The sequence below is a fragment of the uncultured Polaribacter sp. genome (assembly GCF_947495205.1).
GTDB lineage: Bacteria > Bacteroidota > Bacteroidia > Flavobacteriales > Flavobacteriaceae > Polaribacter.
In genome coordinates this window covers 270,765-295,020 of record NZ_CANLXV010000001.1, presented here as the reverse complement: position 1 = coordinate 295,020, position 24,256 = coordinate 270,765, and the positions used below count along the sequence as shown (strand labels likewise).

23 protein-coding genes are annotated in these 24,256 nt (G+C 28.6%); 11 read left to right on the top strand and 12 right to left on the bottom strand.

The window, feature by feature from the left end; genetic code table 11:
- Positions 1-21: 21 nt before the first annotated feature.
- Together ybeY and Q0762_RS01345 are read right to left on the bottom strand one after the other, a co-directional pair.
- The gene (gene ybeY / locus Q0762_RS01350; RefSeq protein WP_298762886.1) at positions 22-432 is read right to left on the bottom strand and encodes an rRNA maturation RNase YbeY; all 411 of its coding nucleotides are present in this window, start codon (positions 430-432) and stop codon (positions 22-24) included.
- Positions 429-3,908 carry a DUF4175 family protein gene (locus tag Q0762_RS01345; RefSeq protein WP_298762883.1) on the bottom strand — a complete coding sequence of 1,160 codons (3,480 nt, stop codon included), beginning with the start codon at positions 3,906-3,908 and terminating at the stop codon, positions 429-431. Before Q0762_RS01345 ends, ybeY begins: the two co-directional genes overlap by 4 nt.
- A gap of 112 nt (positions 3,909-4,020) precedes the next feature.
- On the opposite strand from Q0762_RS01345, the gene Q0762_RS01340 reads away from it, so the two are divergent.
- The 3 genes from Q0762_RS01340 (at position 4,021) to Q0762_RS01330 (ending at position 7,909) form a co-directional block, all read left to right on the top strand.
- Positions 4,021-4,863, top strand: a complete 843-nt coding sequence (locus Q0762_RS01340; protein ID WP_298762881.1) for a hypothetical protein — start codon at positions 4,021-4,023, stop codon at positions 4,861-4,863.
- Between the two features lie 425 nt (positions 4,864-5,288).
- Positions 5,289-6,821 (top strand): glutamate--tRNA ligase, encoded by a 1,533-nt coding sequence (gene gltX / locus Q0762_RS01335; RefSeq protein WP_298762879.1) that lies wholly within the window; start codon positions 5,289-5,291, stop codon positions 6,819-6,821.
- 164 nt (positions 6,822-6,985) lie between these two features.
- On the top strand, positions 6,986-7,909 hold the full coding sequence (locus Q0762_RS01330) for an SPFH domain-containing protein (RefSeq protein WP_298762861.1): 924 nt from the start codon (positions 6,986-6,988) through the stop codon (positions 7,907-7,909).
- A gap of 326 nt (positions 7,910-8,235) precedes the next feature.
- Here the strand turns inward: Q0762_RS01330 and Q0762_RS01325 are convergent, their stop codons facing one another.
- From Q0762_RS01325 to rnr, 4 genes are all read right to left on the bottom strand, one after another.
- On the bottom strand, positions 8,236-8,427 hold the full coding sequence (locus Q0762_RS01325) for a twin-arginine translocase TatA/TatE family subunit (protein WP_298762858.1): 192 nt from the start codon (positions 8,425-8,427) through the stop codon (positions 8,236-8,238).
- A 55-nt stretch (positions 8,428-8,482) separates the two neighbouring features.
- A complete protein-coding gene (locus Q0762_RS01320; RefSeq protein WP_298762855.1) occupies positions 8,483-9,172 on the bottom strand; it encodes a head GIN domain-containing protein in 690 nt (229 codons plus the stop codon).
- 86 nt (positions 9,173-9,258) lie between these two features.
- Positions 9,259-9,582: a YbjQ family protein gene (locus tag Q0762_RS01315; protein ID WP_298762854.1), complete on the bottom strand. Its 324-nt coding sequence runs from the start codon at positions 9,580-9,582 to the stop codon at positions 9,259-9,261.
- A 544-nt stretch (positions 9,583-10,126) separates the two neighbouring features.
- Positions 10,127-12,346, bottom strand: coding sequence for a ribonuclease R (rnr, locus tag Q0762_RS01310; protein ID WP_298762852.1), 2,220 nt, complete (start codon positions 12,344-12,346; stop codon positions 10,127-10,129).
- Positions 12,347-12,804: 458 nt separating this feature from the next.
- Between rnr and Q0762_RS01305 the strand changes: the two genes are divergently transcribed.
- The 3 genes from Q0762_RS01305 to Q0762_RS01295 all read left to right on the top strand — a co-directional run bounded on the left by Q0762_RS01305 (position 12,805) and on the right by Q0762_RS01295 (position 14,561).
- On the top strand, positions 12,805-12,978 hold the full coding sequence (locus Q0762_RS01305) for a hypothetical protein (protein WP_298762850.1): 174 nt from the start codon (positions 12,805-12,807) through the stop codon (positions 12,976-12,978).
- Positions 12,979-13,594: 616 nt separating this feature from the next.
- Entirely contained in the window at positions 13,595-14,023 is a 429-nt protein-coding gene (rpiB, locus tag Q0762_RS01300) for a ribose 5-phosphate isomerase B (protein WP_298762849.1), read from the top strand.
- A 94-nt stretch (positions 14,024-14,117) separates the two neighbouring features.
- Positions 14,118-14,561 carry a GNAT family N-acetyltransferase gene (locus Q0762_RS01295; protein ID WP_298762846.1) on the top strand — a complete coding sequence of 148 codons (444 nt, stop codon included), beginning with the start codon at positions 14,118-14,120 and terminating at the stop codon, positions 14,559-14,561.
- Positions 14,562-14,576: 15 nt separating this feature from the next.
- Here the strand turns inward: Q0762_RS01295 and Q0762_RS01290 are convergent, their stop codons facing one another.
- Both Q0762_RS01290 and Q0762_RS01285 read right to left on the bottom strand, forming a co-directional pair.
- Entirely contained in the window at positions 14,577-15,146 is a 570-nt protein-coding gene (locus tag Q0762_RS01290) for a pseudouridine synthase (RefSeq protein WP_298762844.1), read from the bottom strand.
- A gap of 2 nt (positions 15,147-15,148) precedes the next feature.
- Complete coding sequence (locus Q0762_RS01285; protein WP_298762841.1) at positions 15,149-15,940, bottom strand: aldose 1-epimerase; 792 nt, start codon at positions 15,938-15,940, stop codon at positions 15,149-15,151.
- Between the two features lie 112 nt (positions 15,941-16,052).
- Here Q0762_RS01285 and recA point away from each other — a divergent pair, with 112 nt between their 5' ends.
- Complete coding sequence (gene recA / locus Q0762_RS01280) at positions 16,053-17,063, top strand: recombinase RecA (RefSeq protein WP_298762839.1); 1,011 nt, start codon at positions 16,053-16,055, stop codon at positions 17,061-17,063.
- Positions 17,064-17,233: 170 nt separating this feature from the next.
- Here the strand turns inward: recA and Q0762_RS01275 are convergent, their stop codons facing one another.
- Together Q0762_RS01275 and dut are read right to left on the bottom strand one after the other, a co-directional pair.
- Complete coding sequence (locus tag Q0762_RS01275) at positions 17,234-17,386, bottom strand: PspC domain-containing protein (protein WP_298762837.1); 153 nt, start codon at positions 17,384-17,386, stop codon at positions 17,234-17,236.
- An 87-nt stretch (positions 17,387-17,473) separates the two neighbouring features.
- The gene (gene dut, locus Q0762_RS01270) at positions 17,474-17,905 is read right to left on the bottom strand and encodes a dUTP diphosphatase (RefSeq protein WP_298762834.1); all 432 of its coding nucleotides are present in this window, start codon (positions 17,903-17,905) and stop codon (positions 17,474-17,476) included.
- A gap of 122 nt (positions 17,906-18,027) precedes the next feature.
- Between dut and Q0762_RS01265 the strand changes: the two genes are divergently transcribed.
- The 3 genes from Q0762_RS01265 to Q0762_RS01255 all read left to right on the top strand — a co-directional run bounded on the left by Q0762_RS01265 (position 18,028) and on the right by Q0762_RS01255 (position 21,051).
- On the top strand, positions 18,028-19,023 hold the full coding sequence (locus Q0762_RS01265) for an NAD(P)H-dependent glycerol-3-phosphate dehydrogenase (RefSeq protein ID WP_298762831.1): 996 nt from the start codon (positions 18,028-18,030) through the stop codon (positions 19,021-19,023).
- Between the two features lie 80 nt (positions 19,024-19,103).
- Positions 19,104-19,763, top strand: a complete 660-nt coding sequence (locus Q0762_RS01260) for a hypothetical protein (protein ID WP_298762829.1) — start codon at positions 19,104-19,106, stop codon at positions 19,761-19,763.
- 4 nt (positions 19,764-19,767) lie between these two features.
- On the top strand, positions 19,768-21,051 hold the full coding sequence (locus tag Q0762_RS01255) for an MFS transporter (RefSeq protein ID WP_298762827.1): 1,284 nt from the start codon (positions 19,768-19,770) through the stop codon (positions 21,049-21,051).
- A gap of 3 nt (positions 21,052-21,054) precedes the next feature.
- On the opposite strand, the gene Q0762_RS01250 is transcribed toward Q0762_RS01255, so the two are convergent.
- Positions 21,055-21,819, bottom strand: coding sequence for a DUF547 domain-containing protein (locus tag Q0762_RS01250; protein WP_298762825.1), 765 nt, complete (start codon positions 21,817-21,819; stop codon positions 21,055-21,057).
- A 21-nt stretch (positions 21,820-21,840) separates the two neighbouring features.
- On the opposite strand from Q0762_RS01250, the gene Q0762_RS01245 reads away from it, so the two are divergent.
- Positions 21,841-22,545 (top strand): TIGR04283 family arsenosugar biosynthesis glycosyltransferase, encoded by a 705-nt coding sequence (locus Q0762_RS01245; protein ID WP_298762819.1) that lies wholly within the window; start codon positions 21,841-21,843, stop codon positions 22,543-22,545.
- 9 nt (positions 22,546-22,554) lie between these two features.
- Here the strand turns inward: Q0762_RS01245 and Q0762_RS01240 are convergent, their stop codons facing one another.
- Positions 22,555-24,213, bottom strand: a complete 1,659-nt coding sequence (locus Q0762_RS01240; protein WP_298762816.1) for an FAD-dependent oxidoreductase — start codon at positions 24,211-24,213, stop codon at positions 22,555-22,557.
- Positions 24,214-24,256: the final 43 nt, after the last annotated feature.

The following is a 24,256-nucleotide window of genomic DNA, read 5'->3' as shown; positions in this document are numbered from 1 at the left end:
ATATATTAATTTGAAAATCAATTATTTAAATGAAGATAATGCCAAATTCTCTTGTTTTGTCATCTCTTCTTGGTCCTTTTCCGTCTTGTCTTTAAAACCACAATAATGCAAAACACCATGAATCATAACACGTTTTAGTTCTTCCTGAAAAGACACCTTATATTCTTCGGCATTCTCCAAAACCCTTTCCACAGAAATATAAATATCTCCATTAATCAATTTTCCTAAAGAATTATCAAAACTTATAATATCTGTTAACGTATCATGTTTCAAAAATTCCAAATTCAATTTATGTAAATATTCATCGTTGCAGAAAATATAATTTACTTCACCAAGCTCACAATTATGGCTTTTGATAATAGAAGAGATCCAGGATTCTAAAACAGCCTCATTTTCTATTTCGAAATCTAACTCATAATTAAAAGTAATCATTCTAAACTTTTCTTAGGTTCAGAAAAATACTCACGAACCTTAATTTTATAATTTTGCTGCAAAGGTAAGGATTGTCTATTTAATATTTCTACCTGATTATAAAACTGCTTTTTAAACTCTAAAGCCCTTACTTTATTTCTTTGAGAATTTTTAAGGTTTGTTGTAGATTTCCTCTTTGTATCTTCCCCTTGTTCTAATGCCGCTTTATCTAATTTTAGTAACTCATAATTTAAACGTTGCATTTTCTGGATAGTTCCTTGGGTGAAACCTTTCTGTAGAATTTCATTCTCTAACTGTTCCATAGTTTTAAGCGCTCGTTTTACATCACCATTTGGCGTTCCATTTCCATTCCCTTTTTTCTCTGATAGACGAATAGCTTCTTGTAATTGTTGTCTTAATTTACTTTGTTCTTTATAAATTTCATACAACTCGCCATCTAAATCGTCATTCTCACCATCACCCTCTCCATTTTTATTACTTTTTCCATTCCCGTTTTTTCCATTTCCTTCACCCTTTCCTTTTCCTTTGCCTTTACCATTTTTACCTTCTTCACCACCTTCTCCAGATTCGCCATTTTCTCCAGACTGCCCAGGTTTGCCATTTTCTCCTGGCTTTTTGCCCGATTTACCTTCACCAGGTTTCTCACCTGGCTTATCTCCTGGTTTCTCACCTGGTTTTTTTCCATCTTCCATACCCTTCTTCATCTTCTCAGATAATTCACCCTGTTTTTTTATAATATCTGGCAAACTAAAACCATTTCCCTTTCCTTTTCCTTTACCCATCTTCATGGAAGAATTTTTCATGCTATTTAAAATATTACTTAAATAATCTGCCAAATTATTGGTTGATGTCATTACATATCGCTGGTTAGAAATACCATTTGAAAAACGATTTTCAGAAAAATTTTCTAAGGCTTGTTCTAGGTTATAGTGAGCCGTTGATAAATCGTCTTGTATCTTTGCAGATAATTTAGGCAAACGCATAGAAAGCACATATAAACTGTCATCTATATGTTCAAAATAAGTTCTAATATCGTTCTGACTTTTTAAATCTTTACCAAAATCTGGATGGTTTGTAGAAATTTCTTGAAACTTATTTACCAAATTTTCTTGTTTAAAAGAAAAAGTAACTAAGTTTTCTAATATTTTACGCAAATCTTCCATATTCTCTTCCATAGATTCACCAGCAGCAGCTTCCATTGCTTTTTGCATTTTGCCACTCATTTCTTTCATTTTTTGTGCACTATTCTTCTGGCTCTTTTTAGTAGAATTCCTGTCTTGCTTTTTTATACTTTCCTCAGCATTTTTTAATTCCTCGTTTACGGCTTCCTTTTCATCTTCCACATCTGGCAATTCCATTGGTTCCTTTAACTTCTCATTATCTTTAGATAATTCTTCTAATTCCTTTTCAATTTTTTTGAACTCTTTGTTGATTTGTTCTTGCTCCTCAAAAATTGGCTCTTTTTTATTTTTAAGCTCTTCCTGTTTTTTTGCTAACTCTTCTAGTTTATTCGCAATTTGCATGGTTTTTTGTTCCACATAAAAACGCTTTGTCAACTCCAACATTCGTTCTAAACTTCTTTGCTGTTGTTTATTCTGTTGCGCTAACTCTTTAGCCTTCTTCACCAAATCCTCCTTATTCAACTTTTCAGCCATTTTTGCAATTTCATCTAACAACTTTTTCTGACGATCCGTTTTTTTCAATTCCTCTATACGCTTTTGCAATTCTTCTTTTTTTTGTTGCAAACTCTCGTCCTTTTCTATTTTTTCCTCAAAATTTTCCTGCAACTGATCTGTTTGACGTTGCATCATTTTTTTATACTCTTGTTGACGTTTTATAAAATTTTCTACCTTCTTTATATCATTCCAACTTAAGTTCTTTTTATTCTGTAATTCTTGTTGAATCTTATTTAACTCCTTTTGCTGTTTTTCTTGTTTCTGAAGTGAAGATTCTAAGCTGTTAATTGTATTTTTTTGTTCCTGTATTAACTCCTCCTCTACTTCCTGATTTGTTTTTTGCCTAAAATTGAAAACCTTACTTTTTGCTTTTTTATTTCCATTTACGGCATCATTATCAAAAACTTCAAAAAAGAATTCGTAATCAACTCCTTCTTCTAAATTTAATCCTTCAGGAAAATTGTAAAAAAAAGTTTGAACATTCGCTTTAGAAATAGACAACAAATAATATGTTTTGTTCTGTGGATTATTCTGATCATAATAAACCAATTGCAGCTTTTTTAAACCATAATCATCAGAAATTTGTCCCGCAAATTGGGCAGCACCTCTGGTAATAGAATCTATATTTGTTTCTACAGAAATCGATGGTACTTCGTCTTTTACAACATTAATTGCAAACTGTAAGTTTTCATATTCTTGCAAATTATCATTTGACGATGCTATTGTATAATTCATAGCATCGTTAATTCGCTTATCTAAAATAAAATTATTGGCATCTTTTTTAGTGAAACTAGTTCTTTTATCAGCATTAATAAAAAGGACTTCGTTTGTTTGCGTTGTATTTACCTTCCAAGTTATTTGAGTACCTTCTGGCACCAATAAATTTCCAGAATTTTGTATGGTTTCATTTCGTTTACCAACATAATATGGATATTTTAAATCTAAGATAATATTATTAATTATTGGTGTACCAATTACCTTAATTTGATATTCTAATGACTGTACATTATTGGCTTCAACATAAAAATTAATTGGTTTTTGCACATCTGTAAACGTATAAGAAAAAACTCCATTACCTTTGTGCTGTAGAAAATATTGCTGATTATTATATAATATTTTAGATTCTTCAGGTAAAACATTTCCTTTGGTTTCTATTGTAATTGTAATTGGTTTTCCTTGAATTACTTGTAAACTAGGATTTACCAAATTAAACGAAAATGGAGCTGGTGGCACATACGCAGTTCTGTGATTAACAACCCTTTCTAAACTTTCAGTAAAAACACCATTATTACCTGTAAATAAGGTAATTAACCAAATAAAAATAGGTACAATTGCATATTTTAAATATTTCTTATTTTTGGTAAAATCTATTGCTTTAACAAATGGTATAGGTTGTAATTCTTCTGCTTTTTGATTGATACTTGCCAACAATAAATCCGTTTGATTTGAACTTTCTTTAAGCTGTAATACATTTAAAAGCTTATCTTTAACTTCTGGAAAGTGATTGCCAATAATTTTAGATGAAGCCTCTAAAGAAATACCTTTTCGTAAACCAATCAATTTAAAAATAGGTATTGCTATAAAACGAATTAATAGAAAAACTTCTACCGCTACAAAAATCCAAAATAAAAGGGTTCTTGCAGTAGGTTTAAGCCACAAAAAATATTCTAAAAACAACGTAAAAAACAAGTACAATGCACCTAAAGAAAGAAATAAAATGGTTCCTTTAATCAGTTCATTTACGTAGTATTTTCTAGTAAATTGTTGTAACTTTTTTTCGATATTTGTAAATGCTCCCATAATTAACTAATAAAAATACTTAAAATCTATTGATCTACAATTTTTAAAATGTTAAATAGAATTTGTAAGCAAAATTAAAAAGTTACTACTAAACCTAAATAAAACAAAAATTTTGAAACAACTAGCCACAATTTTACTCTTAATACTTACTTTAAATTCGTTTTCTCAAAGTCCTTGGACACAAGAAAAAGGAAAATTTTACACACAAGTTTCCTTTACCTCTATTGCCAATTACGACACTTTGTTTGGAGACCCAGATTACAGTAATTTTGGAAACTATACAGACAATACTGCTCAAATATTTGCAGAATATGGGCTAAACTCAAAAACAAGTTTATTGGTAAATATTCCATTAAAATTAATTTCTATTGATAATTTTGAAGATCCAAGAATAGACTGTGCAACAGATTGTGGTAGAAATTTTAATGAATCTGCCTTAGGAAACATAGAAATTGGTATAAAACATAACTTTTACAAAAAAAATTGGGCCTTTTCTGGTCAATTTTCTTTAGAAACAAATACAGGTTCTTATGATGCTGTTTCTGGGATTAGAACAGGTTATGATGCTTATACGTTTACACCGTTATTTTTAGCTGGTAGAGGATTTGCTAACAATTATTTTCAGGCATTTATTGGTGCAAATATTAGAACTAATAATTACAGTTCTAACTTTAAAATTGGTGGTGAATACGGACAAAGAATTACAGATAAAATATGGTTAATTGGTTATTTAGATATTGTAAAATCTTTAAACAATGGTACTATAATTTTACCTGTAAGTAACACTATAACAGGTTTTTATGTTAACGACCAAGAATATGGAGGTTTTGGTTTCAAAGCTATTGGAGAGTTCACTAAAAATTTTGGTATTACAGCTGGTCTTGGTGCTGCATTTTTTGCAAATAATTTAGCACAAGCACCTTCTTTAAATATAGGGTTATATCATAAATTTTAAAACACTTTTATAACAACATCAACCTTAATAATGTTATTCCTTTTAATGAATAAACATATGGAATAACTATATGTTTATTCTCAAGATTTAAAACTTTTTCAATTTTATCTTTATTGATGTTTCGTTTATTGCTTCTTTTTTAAAATTAGGAAACTTTTTTAAATTCAATAAAACTAAAAACAAGTACAGACAAAAATTTCTAACAGCAATAATTATCTATTTTATAGCTTAGATAAGAATATTTACTTCTATTCTTAAATACCAATATGCCCTCATTTTTTTAAGCAAAAAATACACTCTTTTTTCTTTTTACTAATTTCCATTCTCTCTTTTTAAAACTATCTTTGCGAAACTAAAAATGCATCGCATTTTAAAAATACTTATTTACTATCTTTTCTGCAAAAGCAGAAATAAAAAACAAAAAAATGGAATCTAACGTTCGTGTTCGTTTTGCCCCAAGTCCTACAGGACCTTTACATATTGGTGGTGTTAGAACAGCTTTATACAATTATTTATTTGCTAAAAAATACAATGGAACTTTTATTTTAAGAATAGAAGATACAGACCAAACACGTTATGTTGCCAATGCAGAACAATATATTATAAACGCATTAGAATGGTGTGCAATTCCTTTTGATGAAGGCCCAGGAAAAAACGAAAAATTTGGACCTTACAGACAGTCTGAACGTAAAGATATTTACAAACAATATGCAGATCAACTAATTGAAACAGGAAAAGCATATTATTGTTTTGATACATCTGAAGAATTAGATGCTCATAGAAAAGCACACGAAGCAGAAGGTAAAACGTTTATTTACAATTGGCACAATAGAGCAAAAGGAAGTTTGGTAAATTCTTTAGTTTTAACTGCTGATGAAGTAGAGAACAGAATAAATTCTGGAGATAAATATGTAATTCGTTTTAAAACGCCACAAGATGAAGTTTTAAAAATGGAAGACGAAATTCGTGGAAATATTACAATAGATACCAATACTTTAGATGATAAAATCTTGTTTAAAAGTGATGGAATGCCAACCTACCATTTGGCAAATATTGTAGACGATCATTTAATGGAAATTTCTCATGTAATACGTGGTGAAGAATGGTTGCCTTCTATGCCATTACATGTTTTATTGTATAAAGCTTTTGGTTGGGAAACTCCTAAATTTGCGCATTTACCATTAATTTTAAAGCCAGTTGGTAAAGGTAAATTAAGCAAAAGAGATGGAGATAAATTAGGTTTCCCTGTGTTTCCTTTAGCCTATACAAATTTAGAATCTGGAGACGTTTCTAGAGGTTATAAAGAAGACGGTTATTTTACAGATGCTTTTATAAATATGCTAGCTTTTTTAGGTTGGAATCCTGGAACTGAACAAGAAATTTTTTCTTTAGAAGCATTAATAGAGGCTTTTGATTTAAAACGTGTTTCTAAATCTGGAGCAAAATTTAATCCTGATAAAACAAAGTGGTTTCAACAACAATACATGCAATTAAAATCTGATGAAACCATAACCGAATTATTTTTACCAATTTTAGCAGCAAAAGGAATCGTAATTGCAAATGAAGATGAAAAAGCACGCGTTCAAAATATTGTTTCCTCTATAAAAGAAAGAGCAATTTTTGTGGCAGATTTATGGGATTTATCTTCTTATTTCTTTGAAACTCCAACAGCATATGATGCAAAAAATGTAAAGAAAAATTGGAAAGAAGGTACGCCTGAATTAATGCAAGAGTTGGTTGAAATCATTAAAAATATTGAAGATTTCTCATCAACAAATACAGAAAAAGAAATTAAAGAATGGATTACCAACAAAGAAATTGGTTTTGGTAAAGTTATGCAACCCTTACGTTTAAGCTTGGTTGGTAAATTGGCAGGTCCTCACCTATTTGATATTATTGCCACTATTGGTAAACAAGAAACCATTAATAGAATAGAAAATGCTATAGCAAAACTATAACGTATTTCTAAATATTTTTAACTTCGTTAAAATTAGTTCACAAACGTACTAATGTTAACGAAGTTTTTTTTGTAACAAACTTAAAAAACTTACGTCCTATAATTACATATTGAAATTCAGTATCTTTACAAGAAAGCAATTTATTAACTACTAAAACATTTATTATGATTATTTTACCTATTGTAATTGGACTTGCCATATTCTTTTTAATGGCAGTTTTTTTTATTGTGAAACAACAAAGTGCAGCTATTATTGAACGTTTTGGAAAATTCCAAAGTATTAGACAATCTGGTTTACAACTTAAAATACCTGTTTTTGATAGAATTGCAGGTCGTTTGAGTTTAAAAATTCAGCAATTAGATGTAATTATAGAAACCAAAACATTAGATGATGTTTTTGTAAAATTAAAAGTTTCTGTACAATACAAAGTAATTAGAGAAAAAGTATATGATGCTTTTTATAAGTTAGATTATCCTCATGATCAAATAACCTCTTTTGTTTTTGATGTAGTACGTGCAGAAGTACCAAAAATGAAATTAGATGATGTTTTTGTTAAAAAAGATGATATAGCGATTGCTGTAAAAAGAGAATTGCAAGAATATATGACAGATTATGGTTACCATATTATTAAAACTTTGGTAACAGATATAGATCCAGATGCACAAGTAAAAGCAGCTATGAACAGAATTAATGCAGCCGATAGAGAAAAAACTGCTGCACAATTTGAAGGAGATGCACAACGTATTTTAATAGTAGAACGTGCTAAAGCAGAGGCAGAAAGTAAGCGTTTACAAGGACAAGGTATTGCAGACCAAAGACGTGAAATTGCCCGTGGTTTAGAAGAATCTGTAGAAGTTTTAAATAAGGTTGGTATTAACTCTCAAGAAGCATCTGCTTTAATTGTAGTTACCCAACATTATGATACTTTACAATCTATAGGACAGGAAACCAATAGTAACTTAATTTTATTACCAAACTCACCACAAGCAGGTAGCCAAATGTTAAATGATATGGTAGCTAGTTTTACTGCAAGTAACCAAATAGGAGAAGCTATGAAGAATGCAAAACCAAAAAAAATAGACAAATAATTATAAAAAGTTAAACAAAACTACATTTTTGTTTAAAAAAAAATTTTATTATATTTCTATATATCAACTATTTAAATATTGAAATTTTATCAAAAAACAGATTTAGTTAAACAAAAGTTAGTAAATTCCTATTATTTTAAAAAATATTAATTTAAGTTAATTTTCTTATATAGACAAAAGTTAATAATTATTTTTTTTTAAATATTTATCTATATATATTTGCCTCGAATTTATAATTAAATTGATTGGGGGATTTATTTAGTTTATAAAACACAAAAGCGCTTTTTCTTCTGAAAAAGCGCTTTTAATTTATAAGAGAAATAGATTTATTTCTTTTCTTCTATTGTATCTTCATTTTCTTCTTTAGCTGCATTTTTAAATTCTTTAATACCACTTCCTAATCCTTTCATTAATTCTGGTATTTTTCTTCCACCAAATAATAAAAGAATAGCAACAACTATTAAAATTATTGATGCTCCACCTGGGATTGCCAAAAAAATTGATGATAAACTATACATAATTTCTAATTTTATAATACAAAGATACAAAAACTAATATTTAGTTTAAATCTTCTTAATCTTTTTTCTTAATAATACCGCCTATTACCCTTTTGTCTTTGATAACTTCTGGGTTTCCTTTATAAAAAATAGTTCCACCAAAATTTACTTTTGCGTTTAACGTTTCTCCTGCAAAAACTTCTGCTTTAGCACCTGTGCCAGATTTTACAGTTAAACTATTTACAGTTTTTAAATTATACCCATGATAAATACCATACAAATCTACATCTACATCTTGGTTTTTTGTAGTTCCAGAAAGTTTTACAATTCCACCAGAAGAAGCTCTTACTGTTAAAAACTTACTTTCTGTTGTTAGGTTGATAAATGCTCTTTCTTGTGCATTAACTGCTACTTTATCTTGATTAAAATTTTTACCTGTAATTGTTGCACCCTCGTTAGCATCAATAACATTTATGCTTTTACTGTAATAAAGTTTAATTAAGATTTTACCTTCTGCAACATTGTTTTCTGGTGTTAAAGAAAATGGTAATGATAGTTTTAAGGTACCATCTACATTTTTGATTTTTACCATTTCAGATTTAGCGCCCGTAATTTCAATTTTTTGTTGGTTTGCTTTTATCAACTCTAACTCAATACCATTGTATACTTTTAAAATTGAAAAATCTCCAAGGTTTTTGTTTACAATATTTTGTGCACTACTTAATAAAGTTATAAATAGTATACCAATAAAAAATATATTTTTCATTCTTTTTAATTTACTAGGGATTAATTAAACATTATACCAACAATATAAAGGCAAATATTATAAAATTATTGTTTAAAAGAATTAAATTAAGATATTTTAACGGCTGTACCTAAAATTGAAACTAAAATAGTACTAGAATTTGCAAAAGGTTCTATATCTATTTGAATAGCTACTACAGCATTTGCACCTAATTTAGAAGCATTTTCTTTTAAACGTTGAAATGCTTGTTCTTTTAAATCTTCTAAACCTTCTTCATACATATTATAATACTTAGAAGAGTTAAACATGTCTTTAAAAGACATTTTTTTTCCTTTACTGGAATAACTAGAATTATAAATTGTACCTGTTACAGTACCTAGATAATCTGTAATTTTAAAATTTTCTATGTTCTGTGTTGTTGTTAAAATCATCTAATATGTATAATTATTTGAAACACTAAGGTTATGAATTAAAATCTAAACTTCTTAAATTTTATAAATTATTTTATCAGTTCTTTGTGAGACGCTTACAGCGTGACAAACTGGATGTAAAAGTTGTTTGAGAATGTGTTTTATTTTTTATTTGATTTAAAAATGTAAACTACAAAATTTCTACAATAGCCAAAAATTTTATCATTTTGTAAAGATCTTATACAATACTTTTTCAATTATTTGAGACGCTTACAGCGTAACAAACTAGATGTAAAAGTTGTTTGAGAATGTGTTTTATTTTTTTTTGAACTAAAAATGTAAATTACAAAATTTCTATAATAGCCAGAAATTTTATCATTCTGTAAAGATCTTATACAATACTTTTTTAATTATTTGAGACGCTTACAGCGTGACAAACTGGATGTAAAAGTTGTTTAAGCTTGCGTTTTATTTTCTATAAAACAACACAATTTAGTATCTAAAATTATACTATAATTATTCTTATGAAAAAAACTTACAGCGTGGCAAACTGAATAGAAATAATCTACTCTTCAATTAAATTGAAATCTAAATGTTTGCGTTCTAAATCGGTCTTTTTTACTTGTACTTTTACATTATCTCCTAATTGGTATAAATGTTTGGTAGCTTGCCCAACAATAGCATATTGTGCTTCATCAAAAATATAATAATCGCTTTTTATATCTCTAATTCTTACCATTCCTTCGCATTTATTAGCAGTAATTTCTACATAAATACCCCATTCTGTAACACCTGTAATTACCCCATCAAAAACTTGGTCTTTATGATCTTGCATGTATTTAACTTGCATATATTTTATAGAAGATCGTTCTGCTTTTGAGGCTAATTCTTCTCTTTTAGAAGAATGTTTACATTTTTCTTCATAAAGTAGCGCTTTTGGCGTTTCTCCACCATTTAAATAATGTTGTAATAATCTATGTGTCATTACATCTGGATAACGTCTAATTGGCGATGTAAAATGGCTGTAATAATCAAAAGCTAAACCATAATGCCCAACATTTTGTGTGGTATACACTGCTTTAGACATAGAACGAATTGTTAAGGTTTCTATCATATTAGATTCTGCTTTACCTTGTACATCATTTAATAACTGATTTAAAGATTCTGAAGTAGTTTCTTTAGTTTCTGTATTAATTTTATAACCAAATTTACTAATGATGTTTTGTAAAGAAGCTAATTTTTCTACATCTGGCTCATCATGTACTCTGTAAATAAAAGTTTTACCAGAAGGTTTTCCTTGTTTACGACCAATGTATTCTGCTACTTTTCTGTTGGCTAACAACATAAATTCTTCAATTAGTTTATTAGCATCTTTAGAACTTTTAAAGAATACACCTACAGGATTTGCTTCTTCATCTAAATTAAACTTTACTTCTACTCTATCAAAAGAAATAGCACCTTGTTTCATGCGTTTTTTACGTAGAATTTTAGCAAGTTCATCTAATTTTAAAGTAGCTTCTACAATTTCTGGAGTTACTATATATTCTTTATCAATTATAGAAGTTTCTAAAGGCATTTTATAAGGCTTTATATCTTCAGATAATTTACAATTTTCTATAATAGCTTGTGCTTCTTCATAAGCAAAACGTTGGTCTGAATACGTTACAGTTCTACCAAACCACTCCCCTACTATTTGTGCTTTTTTATTGATTTCAAAAACGGCAGAAAATGTGAGTTTTTCTTCGTTTGGCCTTAAAGAACAAACGCCATTAGAAAGCATTTCTGGTAACATTGGCACTACTCTATCTACAAGATAAACAGAGGTTGCTCTTTCATAAGCTTCATCATCTAAAATGGTGTCTGGTTGTAAATAATGCGATACATCTGCAATATGAATACCAACTTCAAAATTACCATTTTCTAGTTTGGTAAAAGACAAAGCATCATCAAAATCTTTGGCATCTTTTGGATCTATGGTAAACGTTAAATCGCCACGCATATCTCTACGTTTGGCAATTTCTTTTTCTGTTATTTCTACAGGTAAATTTTCTGCTTCTTTTTCTACTTCTGGTTCAAATTCATAAGGTAAATCATACTCTAATAAAATAGAATGCATTTCTGTATTATGATCTCCTGGTTTACCTAAAACATTGGTAATTTTACCAAACGGATTTTTACTATTCTCTGGCCAATCTAAGAGTTTTGCTTGTACTTTATCACCATGTTCTGCACCATTCATTTTACTTTCAGAAATAAAAATATCTGCATACATTTTATGATTGTCTGGTATTACAAAACCAAAATTTTTGTTTTTCTGTAAAACACCAACAAATTCTGTTTTTGCGCGGTCTATAATTTCTACAACATCTGCCTCTAGTTTGTTAGATCGTCTTCTTTTATAAACGTAAGCTCTAACCAAATCTCCCTGTAAACCTTTACCTAAATTATTATTGGGTATAAAAATATCGTGTTCATAATCATCAGTAATAAAATAGCCATTACCGTTAGAAGTAACATCTAAAGTACCTAAAGAATATTTACGATCTTCATTTATTTGAAACTTACCTCTGTCTACTTCTTTTATTTTTTTTGAAGCTTTTAATTCTGCTAACTTTTGAATAATTTGATTTTTACCCTCTGTATCTTCAATCTTTAATTTGGCAGCTATTTGCTTGTAATTAAAAAATTTAGCAGCATCTTTATTTAATATTTTAAATATATTTTTAGTTAAGTCTTTTACAACTTTACCCTTTTTTTTATATATTTTTTTCTTTCGTCTTGTCATGTATTTTTTTCTGTTTCTATAGTACTAAATTACAATTATTTAAATAGATAATTCATTTAAATAAAAATAGAATTTATAAAGTAATTTAAGCATTCATAGATTTTATATTAATGTTAAAATTAGCCCTTTTTCTTATAAAGCTAAATTTAATTAGATTAAATTATTGTTAGTTAAAACTATTGATTGTTACTTTAAATAAAAATATAAAATTGCTTGGGTGATTAAGTAATTCAATAAAATTTAAAATGAAGTTATCTGTTATCTGAAGAAGTTACAAAATTTGTATAAGACAGATTTCTGCTGCAAAGATATACAAAAAGAATTTCATGACTTTTTTTTACATATTAAAAAGGTATCCACAAAATAAAAACTACTTATAGTTGTTCTTAAAATTAACTTATTTTTTTTGTAATGTTTTGATTTTTAATGCGTCTATCTATTTAATAGCAGTAAACACAATGAAAAATTTACGCAAAATAATAGTACTTTTTATCTTTATATTTCTTACCGGAATTTTTATTACGGTAGCAACTGTAAATTCTTCTTTAAATAAAAAGGATACTAAAAAAACAATTTTAGAAGTAAAAAGAGATACTACTTACCTTTTACAAGCCGAACACAAAAATATTTAAGTTTCTTTTTTTTTTGAATTTCAACAGTTATCAACATTCTATATTATAATTATTTTTCTTTTATAAAATTTTAAAAAACAATGATGTTTATAATAGTATGTGAATAGTTACAATAAAAAAATGCTTTTAAATTTTAATATTTGAGTTATTAAAAACAATCTACATTTTATGAGGTATTTAAAAGCTTAAAAATCAAACTAAAAATAGAGTTATTAACAAAACTTATAAACAGGTATTCACTATAAATAAACAATAACTTAATTGTATTTCTATGTAAACAAATGGTAAATTTTATGTTGATAAACTTTTATCAAAAACTTAAAATTAAATTTGCATATCTGCTTTACTTCCGTGTATTGTAATTATTATTAGAACTACCAAAAATACTTACGAGTTTTTCAATACAACTTCTTAACATTTACATAATACACTTAAAATACTTAAAATTAAAGGGTTATTAAAAATTGATAAATTTTAATTGTTTATAACTGTTCATAACCCTTAGTTTCTTTATTTTTGTACATCTAACACTGTCATTACGAATGCAGTGAAACAATCTTTTTAATTATTTAGAGATTGCTTCGTAAACTCGCAATGACTATTTAATTATTAAATTATGACAATTGCCATTGGTAATGACCACGCTGGAACTGAATATAAGTTCGAAATTATAAAATATTTAGAAGAAAAAGGATATGTTGTTTTAAATTTTGGAACAGATACTAATAATTCTATGGATTATCCTGATGCAATACACCCAACTGCAAATGCTGTAGAAAGTGGTAAAGCAACATTAGGTATTATACTTTGTGGTTCTGGAAATGGTGCACAAATGACGGCTAATAAACACCAAGGTATAAGAGCTGCTTTGTGTTGGAATAATGAGTTGGTTGCTTTAACAAGACAACATAATAATGCCAATATTTTAACCATACCTGCACGTTTTGTGTCTTTGCAACAAGCTTTAGGTTTTGTAGATATTTTTTTAAACACAGATTTTGAGGGTGGAAGACATCAAAACAGAGTTGACAAAATTTCTTGTTAAACTTGATTGTCATTGCGAGTTTACCAAGCAATCTTATTTTTAATTTACAGATTACTTCACTACGTTCGTAATGATAATTACTTATTTTTAAAATATGAAATTTTTTACCAAATCTTTTCATGCATTAACTACAACAGAATTGTATGCTATTTTGCAATTACGATCAGAAGTTTTTGTGGTAGAACAAGATTGTGTTTATCAAGATTTAGACTTTAAAGATCAAAAAGCGTTACACGTTATTGGTTTTAAAAATGATAAAATTGTTGCCTATACGCGTATTTTTAAACCAGGAGATTATTTTAAAAATTCTAGTATTGGTAGGGTAGTGGTTCAAGAAAATGAACGTAAATATGGTTATGGGCATCATTTAATGAAAGCTTCAATAAAAGCTATTAAAGAAAATTTTAAAGAAGATATAATTACTATTTCTGCACAAGTTTATTTAAAAAAATTCTATGAATCTCATGGATTTTATCAAATAGGAGAGGAGTATTTAGAAGATGGCATTCCACATATTAGAATGGATAGAGTTTCTTAATTATTTTATAAGAATCTATATTAAGTTCTTTATTTCTAAAACTCCACCAACATCTAAATTACCTAATTCAATTTCTCCTATTCTAACTCTAATAAGTCTTAAAGTAGGAAACCCAACAGCAGCTGTCATTTTACGTACTTGTCTAAATTTACCTTCTCTAATACAAATAGAAAGCCAACTTGTTGGTCCATGCCTTTCATCTCTAATTTTCTGGCTTCTTAAAGGAAATTTAGGATCTGCAATTAATTTAGCTTTTCCTGGTTTTGTGGTGTATTTTTTTCCATTAAAACCAATTTCTACGCCATTTTTAAGTTGATGAATTTCGTTTGCTGTAATGATACCATCAACTTGTACAAAATATTCTTTTTCGTATTTATTACTTCTAATTTCTGCGGAAACTTTACCGTCTGTTGTTAATAAAAGTAAACCTTCAGAAGGCACATCTAAACGACCAATTGCCATGGTTCCTTCAGGAAAATCATATAAATCTCCTAATAATTTTTTCTTTCTTTTTGCAGGATTTACAAATTGAGAAATCATGCCCCAAGGCTTATGAATTATAAAATGTTGGTGTTTAGTATCCAAAATTAAAGCACTTTTATTTCAAAAGAAAAACTTTCTTTACCAGAAGAAATAGACATGTTTTGTTCAGAAAATTTTTCATCTGTATAAGAAGTATATTGGGTTATAGGTTCTATACACAACATGTTATCAACAGGTGTCCATAACATAAAATTATTAAAATTTTTTGTAGTAATTTCTAGATGATTTCTGTCTGTATTTTCTAGAATAATTTTATTTGTATTTAATACAGGAAATGCATTATGTCCTGCTTTATAAATTTCTGGTAATGTAATTTTTTTATCATTTGCTGTTAAAGTATCTGTACCTGTATTAGATAATAAAAAAGCAGGATGATAACCCAACATATAAGGCATACCAGCTTCTGAAGTAAGTGTAAAATTTATTGTTAATACATTATTTTTTAGTGTAAAATGTTTTTCGAAGGTAAAATCAAAAGGCCAAAAAACAAATTCTTCTGTAGATTTATTTGGGAATTTTGCGTTTTGTAAAGGTGTATTTTTAGCATATACTTTTCTAAATTTTGCCATACTTTTATCCGAAGAAAAAAGCACATATTCCATTTCTCTTAACAAACCATGTTGATCTAAAATAGCGTCACCTTTTTTAGTGTGTAAACGATAATTATTCTTAGATAAAGGCCCAATTACAGGAAACATTTCATCATCAGATTTTCGCCAACCTTTGTTGCCTTTTTGATGCATGTATTCTTTGTTATTAACTTTAAAAGAAATTAATTCTCCTTTTTCTATGGTAACAATACTGTTATTATCTTTAAGTGTAATTGTATTTTTCATAGGTTTATTTTATAATAACAATACTACAAAAATCGAAACTATTTTTTAGGATTTTAGGCAGAGTTTTTTGTAACTTGCTATACTTTTTAAATTATAAATAATAGCATATTTTATGGCAGCAGCAGATAAGGAAAAACAAGCAAAATTAAAGGCATTACAATTAACTTTAGATAAGTTAGACAAAACCTATGGTAAAGGTTCTGTAATGAAAATGGGAGACGCTGTAGTAGAAGATATAGAAGCAATTTCTTCTGGTTCTTTAGGCTTAGATTTGGCTTTAGGCGTAGGTGGTTATCCAAGAGGTAGAGTAATAGAAATTTACGGACCAGAATCTTCTGGTAAAACAACATTAACTATACATGCAATTGCAGAAGCACAAAAAGCAGGTGGTATTGCTGCATTTATTGATGCAGAACACGCTTTTGACCGTTTTTATGCAGAAAATTTAGGTGTAGATATAGAAAATTTAATTATTTCGCAACCAGATCATGGTGAGCAAGCTTTAGAAATTGCAGATAACTTAATACGTTCTGGCGCTATAGATATTGTAGTAATTGATTCTGTTGCTGCATTAACACCAAAATCTGAAATTGAAGGTGAAATGGGAGACTCTAAAATGGGTTTACATGCGCGTTTAATGTCTCAAGCTTTGCGTAAATTAACAGGTACCATTTCTAAAACAAACTGTACGGTAATTTTTATTAATCAATTGCGTGAAAAAATTGGTGTAATGTTTGGTAATCCAGAAACTACTACTGGTGGTAACGCTTTAAAATTTTATGCTTCTGTGCGTTTAGATATTCGTAGAAGAACACAAATTAAAGATGGTGACAAAGTTATTGGAAACAGTACCAAAGTTAAAATTGTAAAAAATAAAGTGGCACCACCTTTTCAAATTGCAGAATTTGATATTATGTACGGCCAAGGAATTTCTAAAGTTGGCGAAATTTTAGATATTGGTGTTGAGTTAGGTATTGTTAAGAAAAGCGGTTCTTGGTTTAGTTATGGAGAAACCAAATTAGGCCAAGGTAGAGATGCTGTAAAAGGTTTAATTAAAGAAAATCCAGATTTAATGGATGAATTAGAAGGTAAAATTAAAGAAGCTATTGATAATCAAGAATAGTGCAGAGAAACTCAATTTTTAAAAGTTGTGCAGCTACACATTAAATTTATAAGTTGCACTAATAAGGCTTTAATAAAACAATTTTAAAGTTTTTAAAAATTATAATAAAACTACTATTAAACTAAGGTTTGGTAGTAGTTTTTTGTTTAATTACTTTATTACACAATAAATTAATCTTTAGATAATACCTTAACCAACCATAAAATTAAATAAGCACCAATACCAAAACCACCTAATAAAACTAATAATACAAAGAGAATTCTAAAATTTTTTGTAGTAAAATTTGTTCTTGAACTCAACCATTCGCATACGCCTAAAATCATAATTTTTATATTTTAAATATTGTTATTTGTGATTAAAAAAAAATTCAAAAAACCTAAAATAAAGTTTTTTGATACTAAAAATATGGGTTAAACCCCAGTACTTCCAAAACCACCTGCACCACGTTCTGTTTCAGATAAAACGTTTACTTCTTGCCAATTTACACGTTCGTGTTTTGCAATTATTAATTGTGCAATACGTTCACCATCATTAATTATAAAATCTTCATTAGAAAGGTTTACTAAAATTACGCCAATTTCTCCTCTATAATCTGCATCTACAGTTCCAGGACTGTTTAAAACAGTAATACCTTTTTTAGCAGCCAAACCACTTCTTGGTCTTACTTGGGCTTCATAACCAACAGGTAAAGCTATAAATAAACCGGTTTTTACAATTGCTCTTTCCAATGGTTTTAAGGTAATTGGTTCACTAATATTTGCGCGTAAATCCATACCAGCAGCACCTTCTGTTTCGTAATTTGGTGTAGCATGTGTAGATTTATTTATAATTTGTACATTCATATGATTTGCTTAAAAAGCTAACTTTTAAGGTTTATTGTAGTTGTACAAATATAATAATTCGCAATTGCATTGATAAAAAGATAATAGTTTTATTACTTTTGAAATTCTTAAAAGAATATTTTATGAGTAATTTGAAGAAGATAGCGGTTTTAGGTGGAGGAAGTTGGGCAACTGCTATTGTAAAAATGTTACAAGAAAATTTAGAAACTGTAGGTTGGTATATGCGTAATGCAACAACTATTGCACATATTAAAGAAAATGATCATAACCCTAATTATTTAAGAGCTGCAGATGTATATGCAAAACAGTTAGATTTATATGATGATATTAATGCAATTGTTATTAATTATGATATTTTAATATTTGCTATTCCGTCTGCTTTTTTAACTTCAGAATTAGAAAAATTAACCCAATCTTTAGAAAATAAAATTATTTTTTCTGCAATTAAAGGTATTGTACCAGAAACAGGTTTAATAGTTGGCGAGCATTTTAACAATAAATATAACATTCCGTTAGAAAATATAGGCGTAATTACAGGACCTTGCCATGCAGAAGAGGTAGCTATGGAAAGGTTATCTTATTTAACCATTGCTTGTAAAGATGAAAAGAAGGCAAAATTATTGGGCAACTCTTTACAAAGTTGGTATATAAAAACAAAAATATCAGACGATATTATTGGTACAGAATATGCTGCTATGCTCAAAAATATTTATGCAGTTGCTGCAGGTATTGCACATGGTTTGGGTTATGGAGATAATTTTCAGTCTGTACTAATGAGCAATGCTATTAGAGAAATGAAACGTTTTATAAAGAAAGTTCATAAAATGAAACGTAACATTAATAATTCTGCTTATTTGGGAGATTTATTAGTAACTGGCTATTCTGTTTTTAGTAGAAACAGACAATTTGGTAATATGATTGGTAAAGGATATACTGTAAAATCTGCACAAATGGAAATGAGTATGGTTGCAGAAGGCTATTATGCTACTAAAAGTGCCTACAATATTAAAGAAGAAAACCAAGCTAAAACACCTATTATTTGTACTGTATATAGTATTTTATACAAAGGAAAAGATCCTAGAAAAGAATTTAAAAAGTTAACAGAAAAACTAGATTAATTCTTCTTACCATTTACTTGCGGTTAGTTTGTAATAATTGTTTATTTTTGAACATTCGTTTAAAATTTTAAACAAAACATATGAAAACCATACAAGAAGTTGTAGAAAGTACCATTAGAAAAACACCTTTTATAGAAGAAGCTTTAAATGAAAAACTAATTAATGTTTCTTCTTTGGCAAGAATAATTTTACCAGAAGTTACTGCTATTTTAAAAAAAGACGTAAAAGTTGGCGCTGTAATGATGGCAATTAACAGGCTTTCTCCTGCAAGTGAATTACGAATTAGAAAAAACATTAAAAAACTTGCTTTAGATTTAGGTGATGTAATTGTACGCTCTGATTTATGCGATTTTACTTTTAAAAACACCACCTCTTTACTTAAAGAAATTGCCAAAATATTAATGAAATCTTCAGAGAGTTCAGATTATTTTTTAACGGTTTCTCAAGGTATTTTTGAAACTAATATTGTTACCAGTAAAAATTTAGAACCTTTTGTAAAAGATATTTTTGAGAAAGAAACTATAATTTCAAGTGTATTAGATTTGGCTTCTATTACTATAAAGTTGCCTAAAGAAAATCAAGAACAATCTGGTATATATTACTTTATTTTAAAGCAATTGGCTTGGGCAGATATTCCATTACAAGAAATTATTTCTACAACAAACGAAATGACAATTGTAGTAAAAGAAGAAGATATTAATCAAACATTTGCCATTTTAATGGACATGAAATTGACTTAAATTAATGCCAAAACAAGATCCTTACGCAGCACTTCGAATAAAAGAATTTAATATTTTTTTATTTGTTAGATTTCTTTTAGTTTTTGGTTGGTCTATGCAATTTATTGTAATAGAGTGGCAAGTATATTCAATTACAAAAGATCCTTTATCTTTAGGTATTATTGGTTTAATGGAAATTATTCCTGCATTTTCTATGGCGCTTTTTGCAGGTCATATTGTAGATCAAAGAGAAAAAAGAAACTTGTTGGCATTGTGTACTGCAGCTTTTTCTTTAATTAGTTTAGGCTTGTTTCTTTTAACTTCAGATGCAATAATTGGCAATTGGAATACTAATAGTATCTTATACTGTATTTATGCGTTGGTTTTCTTTGGCGGATTTTTACGCTCGTTTTTTGGACCTATTATTTTTTCTTTAGTAGCTTTATTAGTCCCAAAAAAAATATATCATAATGCAGCAACTTGGAGCACAAGTACCTGGAAAACTGCCACTGTTTCTGGTGCTTTATTTGGTGGTTTTTTTATCAGTTGGATTGGGGTAGACAAAACATTATGCTTTGTTTTTATTTTAGTAATACTTTCTTTCTGTTTTTTATTTTTAATTAAAAAGAAACCAATTTTAAATAAAAAAATAGGTGAACCAATAAAAGAAAGTTTAAAAGCTGGTGTAAAATTTGTTTTTAAAACCAAAGAAATTTTAGGTGTTTTAACTCTAGATATGATTGCTGTTTTATTTGGTGGAACTGTAGCAATTTTATCGGTTTTTGCACAAGATGTTTTAAAAGTTGGGCCAGAAGGTTTTGGTATTTTAAATGCATCTATTTCTATGGGAAGTATTGTAACCATGTTTTTAACAACCTATATTCCTATCAACAAAAACACAGGTACAAAAATGTTAGTTTCTGTATTTATATTTGGGTTAAGCATTATTGCTTTTGGCTTATCTTCTATTTTTTGGGTAAGTGTGTTGGCCTTGTTTATAAGTGGCGCTGCAGATGGTATTTCTATGGTAATAAGACAAACCATTTTACAGTTAAAAACACCAGATGATATGCGTGGTAGAGTTTCTTCTGTAAACTCTATGTTTGTTGGCTCTTCTAATGAGTTAGGTGCTTTTGAGAGTGGTTTGGCTGCAAAATTATTAGGGCCTGTTGCAGCTGTAATTTTTGGCGGAACAATGACGCTAATAACTGTAGTTACAATAGGAGCAATAAACCCAACTTTAAGAAACTTAGATTTAACAAAAGAAATCGAAGAAAACGAAAAAGAAGTACCTACAAAAACGAATTAAAACTTAGTTAGGAATTGTTCTAAAATTACCTAATAAAAGCGTCCAATCATAAGTTTTAAAACTTAAAGTTTTTGGTTTTTCTGGTGTTATTTTATATTGATGTAGTATTTTTTTAGCTCCAGAAGTTCCATTAAAATCACCTCTAAACCAAGACATTAAAGCAACAGAAGTGGCTGTTTTTGTTTCAGAATTATAAGAAGTTTGTTCTTTTAAATAAGCGGTGGTCATAAAGTTAAATTCTTTCTCTAAGTTTTTTGAAGAATAAATGGCAACAGGAGGGCAACTTTTTGCACCACAGTTTAAAGCAAAATGCACACGCCAATCTATATTACCATTAATGCGTAATTTACGTTCCCATTTTGGGTTAAACCATTTTCTAAGATATCCTAAACTAATTTTAACTCTAGATTTTCTAATAATACCGTGTTCAATATCATCAAAAGATAAAATTTCTCCAGCAATTTTTATTCTTTTATCGCCAAAAAAACTACCTCTATTTTCGTATAATTCAGGATTTTCTTTTAAAGAAATTTGTATAAAAGCATTGTAAATATTTACCCAAAAAGCAATTTTTTGTTTGTCGGTTTGTAGTTGATTTACCAAATCTTTTAAAGTACTTTTTTCTAAAAGTTGTACTTCTTTTTGGTAGGTATTGCCTGTTTTAATATTTTGTAGCAATTGTTGCGAAATAGCTTCGTAATTTATTTTATCTTGTGAAAAAATTACAGAATTTAATAAGAGAAAAGCAAATAAAAAGAACTGTTTCATATAATTATTAGTATTTTAAGTATGTTGTTAAGTATTATAATTCCTGTGTATAATGAACAAATTAATCTTGTAAAAAGGTTGTCGTTTTTATGCGAACAAGCTAACAAATTTCCAATAGAAATTATTGTTGCTAATTCTCCAGAAACTACAGATGAAAGCCCAAAAGTTTGCAAAAACTTTGATAAAGTTAAGTATTTGCAATCAGAAAAAAAAGGAAGGGCAGCACAAATGAATTTTGGTGCAAGTAAAGCAACAGGAGCTATTTTGTTGTTTTTACATGCAGATACGCAATTGCCAGAAAATTTTTATACTGAAGTAACAAATGCAGTAATTAATGGAAATAAAGCAGGTTTTTTTGCTTATAAGTTTGATAAAGAAACCTTTTTATTAAATGTAAACAGTAAGTTTACAACTAAAGATGGTCTTTTTGCTGGTGCTGGAGATCAATGCCAATTTTTTACAAAACAAGTTTTTAAAGAACTTAAAGGATATAATGAAACCTTTTGTATTATGGAAGATTTTGAAATGATAGATAGGGTTAGAAAACAAAAAATTAAGTATACCATTATTCAGTCTAAAGCCACAGCAAGTGCCAGAAAATACGAAAACAATTCTTGGCTTAAAGTAAATGCTATAAACGGTTACGTTTTTTTACTTTATAAATGTGGCGTTCATCCTCAAAAATTAAGAGAAAAATATAAAGCTTTACTAAGAGAGAGTGTTTAAGACATCTGTTTAATGAAATGTAGTTGCAATTTTTAGCTCTTTTTCTAATTCTTTTTGATGCATTTCTGTTGTTTTTTCATCCCAAGAAAAAGTTGTTTTAAATAATTTTACAACAAACGCTTTATAATTAATTACGCTAGGCGTGTCAAAAAATAAACGTCCGGTTCTTCGCATAAAAAAGTCTGTTGGTGTGCAGGTCATTTCATTTTGTATACAAAAAAGTACTTCAGCTTTTAGCATTTTCTTTGGTTCTCCTTCATCAGACATTTGTAAAGATAAATCATCATAAATTTGTAAAATATGGTCTGTTTGTTTTCCATAATTATGTACTAAATATTCAGCATCTTTTCTGTTAAAACCAACTTCTGTAATTCTATTTTGTATGGCATCCGTGTAACTTTTTACTTCGTTAAAATTTTTAAAAATGCCGCCAGAAAGCGTAATTTCTTTGGTTTTAATTTCTCCAAATTCTTTCTCAAATCTTCTTTTGTATTTTTTAGCAACTAAGTCTACAATACGTTCTGCCATTTTTCTGTAGCCTGTTAATTTACCACCAGCAATAGAAATTAGTTCTGTATCAGACACAAAAATCTCATCTTTTCTAGACAACTCACTGGCAGATTTACCTTCTTCATGAATTAAAGGGCGCAAACCTGCCCAAGAAGATTGCACATCATCTATAGAAATATGTATTGTTGGAAACATATTGTTAACGGCAGCAATAAGGTAAGTGGCATCTACCAAACTTGTAGTAACAAGGTCTTTATCTTCTTGATAATTGGTGTCTGTTGTACCAAAATAAGTTACTTTTCCACGCGGAATTGCAAACATCATTCTGCCATCTGGCACATCAAAATAAACCGATTGTTTTACGGGTAATTTTTTGTGATCAACTACCAAATGTACTCCTTTTGTTAAGTGCAAACGTTTGCCAACTTTAGATTTGTTGGTTTGTCGTAAAGTATCTACCCAAGGTCCTGTGGCATTAACTACATATTTTGCTTTTATAGCAAATTCATCACCAGAAAAAACATCTTTTACTTTGGCACCAACAACTCTATTTTCTTCATAAATAAATTCAGTTGCTTCCGTATAATTTGTAATTGTAGCATTGTAATTTAAAGATGTTTTTAAAACTTCTAAAGTTAAACGAGCATCATCTGTTCTATATTCTGCATAATAACCTGCACCATTTAAAATATTTTCTGGTAAAAGAGGTTCTTTGGTTAAAGCTTCGTCTTTTTCTAACATTTTACGTTTGTCTTCTCCTTCTACAGCGGCTAAAATATCGTATACTTTTAAGCCAATAGAAGTTAACCAAGAACCGTAAGTGCCACCATCAATTAAAGGTAAAAGCATTTTTTCTGGCACTACCAAATGTGGTGCTAGTTGATGCACAATTGCACGTTCTGTACCTACTTCTTTTACCAACCAAAAATCGAATTGTTTTAAATAACGCAAACCACCATGAATTAGCTTTGTAGATTTACTAGAAGTTCCAGAGGCAAAATCTCCTTTTTCTATTAAGGCAACCTTCATGCCTCTAGAAGCTGCGTCTAAAGCAATTCCTGCGCCTGTAATTCCGCCACCAATGATTAGCAAATCAAACTCGGTGTTTTGTAATTCTTGTGTTATTTGTTTTCTATTTGTATTTGTAAAAAGATTCATGAAGCAAAATGTTTAAGAATGCATTTAAATTCAGTAAAATTTA

What these genes read in the sequence shown, in the direction of transcription:
- ybeY (WP_298762886.1), bottom strand. Translation starts at nt 432, where the DNA reads ATGATTACTTTTAATTATGAGTTAGATTTCGAAATAGAAAATGAGGCT.
- Q0762_RS01345 (WP_298762883.1), bottom strand. Translation starts at nt 3,908, where the DNA reads ATGGGAGCATTTACAAATATCGAAAAAAAGTTACAACAATTTACTAGA.
- gltX (WP_298762879.1), top strand. Translation starts at nt 5,289, where the DNA reads ATGGAATCTAACGTTCGTGTTCGTTTTGCCCCAAGTCCTACAGGACCT.
- Q0762_RS01330 (WP_298762861.1), top strand. Translation starts at nt 6,986, where the DNA reads ATGATTATTTTACCTATTGTAATTGGACTTGCCATATTCTTTTTAATG.
- Q0762_RS01325 (WP_298762858.1), bottom strand. Translation starts at nt 8,427, where the DNA reads ATGTATAGTTTATCATCAATTTTTTTGGCAATCCCAGGTGGAGCATCA.
- Q0762_RS01320 (WP_298762855.1), bottom strand. Translation starts at nt 9,172, where the DNA reads ATGAAAAATATATTTTTTATTGGTATACTATTTATAACTTTATTAAGT.
- Q0762_RS01315 (WP_298762854.1), bottom strand. Translation starts at nt 9,582, where the DNA reads ATGATTTTAACAACAACACAGAACATAGAAAATTTTAAAATTACAGAT.
- rnr (WP_298762852.1), bottom strand. Translation starts at nt 12,346, where the DNA reads ATGACAAGACGAAAGAAAAAAATATATAAAAAAAAGGGTAAAGTTGTA.
- Q0762_RS01305 (WP_298762850.1), top strand. Translation starts at nt 12,805, where the DNA reads ATGAAAAATTTACGCAAAATAATAGTACTTTTTATCTTTATATTTCTT.
- rpiB (WP_298762849.1), top strand. Translation starts at nt 13,595, where the DNA reads ATGACAATTGCCATTGGTAATGACCACGCTGGAACTGAATATAAGTTC.
- Q0762_RS01295 (WP_298762846.1), top strand. Translation starts at nt 14,118, where the DNA reads ATGAAATTTTTTACCAAATCTTTTCATGCATTAACTACAACAGAATTG.
- Q0762_RS01285 (WP_298762841.1), bottom strand. Translation starts at nt 15,940, where the DNA reads ATGAAAAATACAATTACACTTAAAGATAATAACAGTATTGTTACCATA.
- recA (WP_298762839.1), top strand. Translation starts at nt 16,053, where the DNA reads ATGGCAGCAGCAGATAAGGAAAAACAAGCAAAATTAAAGGCATTACAA.
- Q0762_RS01275 (WP_298762837.1), bottom strand. Translation starts at nt 17,386, where the DNA reads ATGATTTTAGGCGTATGCGAATGGTTGAGTTCAAGAACAAATTTTACT.
- dut (WP_298762834.1), bottom strand. Translation starts at nt 17,905, where the DNA reads ATGAATGTACAAATTATAAATAAATCTACACATGCTACACCAAATTAC.
- Q0762_RS01265 (WP_298762831.1), top strand. Translation starts at nt 18,028, where the DNA reads ATGAGTAATTTGAAGAAGATAGCGGTTTTAGGTGGAGGAAGTTGGGCA.
- Q0762_RS01260 (WP_298762829.1), top strand. Translation starts at nt 19,104, where the DNA reads ATGAAAACCATACAAGAAGTTGTAGAAAGTACCATTAGAAAAACACCT.
- Q0762_RS01255 (WP_298762827.1), top strand. Translation starts at nt 19,768, where the DNA reads ATGCCAAAACAAGATCCTTACGCAGCACTTCGAATAAAAGAATTTAAT.
- Q0762_RS01250 (WP_298762825.1), bottom strand. Translation starts at nt 21,819, where the DNA reads ATGAAACAGTTCTTTTTATTTGCTTTTCTCTTATTAAATTCTGTAATT.
- Q0762_RS01245 (WP_298762819.1), top strand. Translation starts at nt 21,841, where the DNA reads ATGTTGTTAAGTATTATAATTCCTGTGTATAATGAACAAATTAATCTT.
- Q0762_RS01240 (WP_298762816.1), bottom strand. Translation starts at nt 24,213, where the DNA reads ATGAATCTTTTTACAAATACAAATAGAAAACAAATAACACAAGAATTA.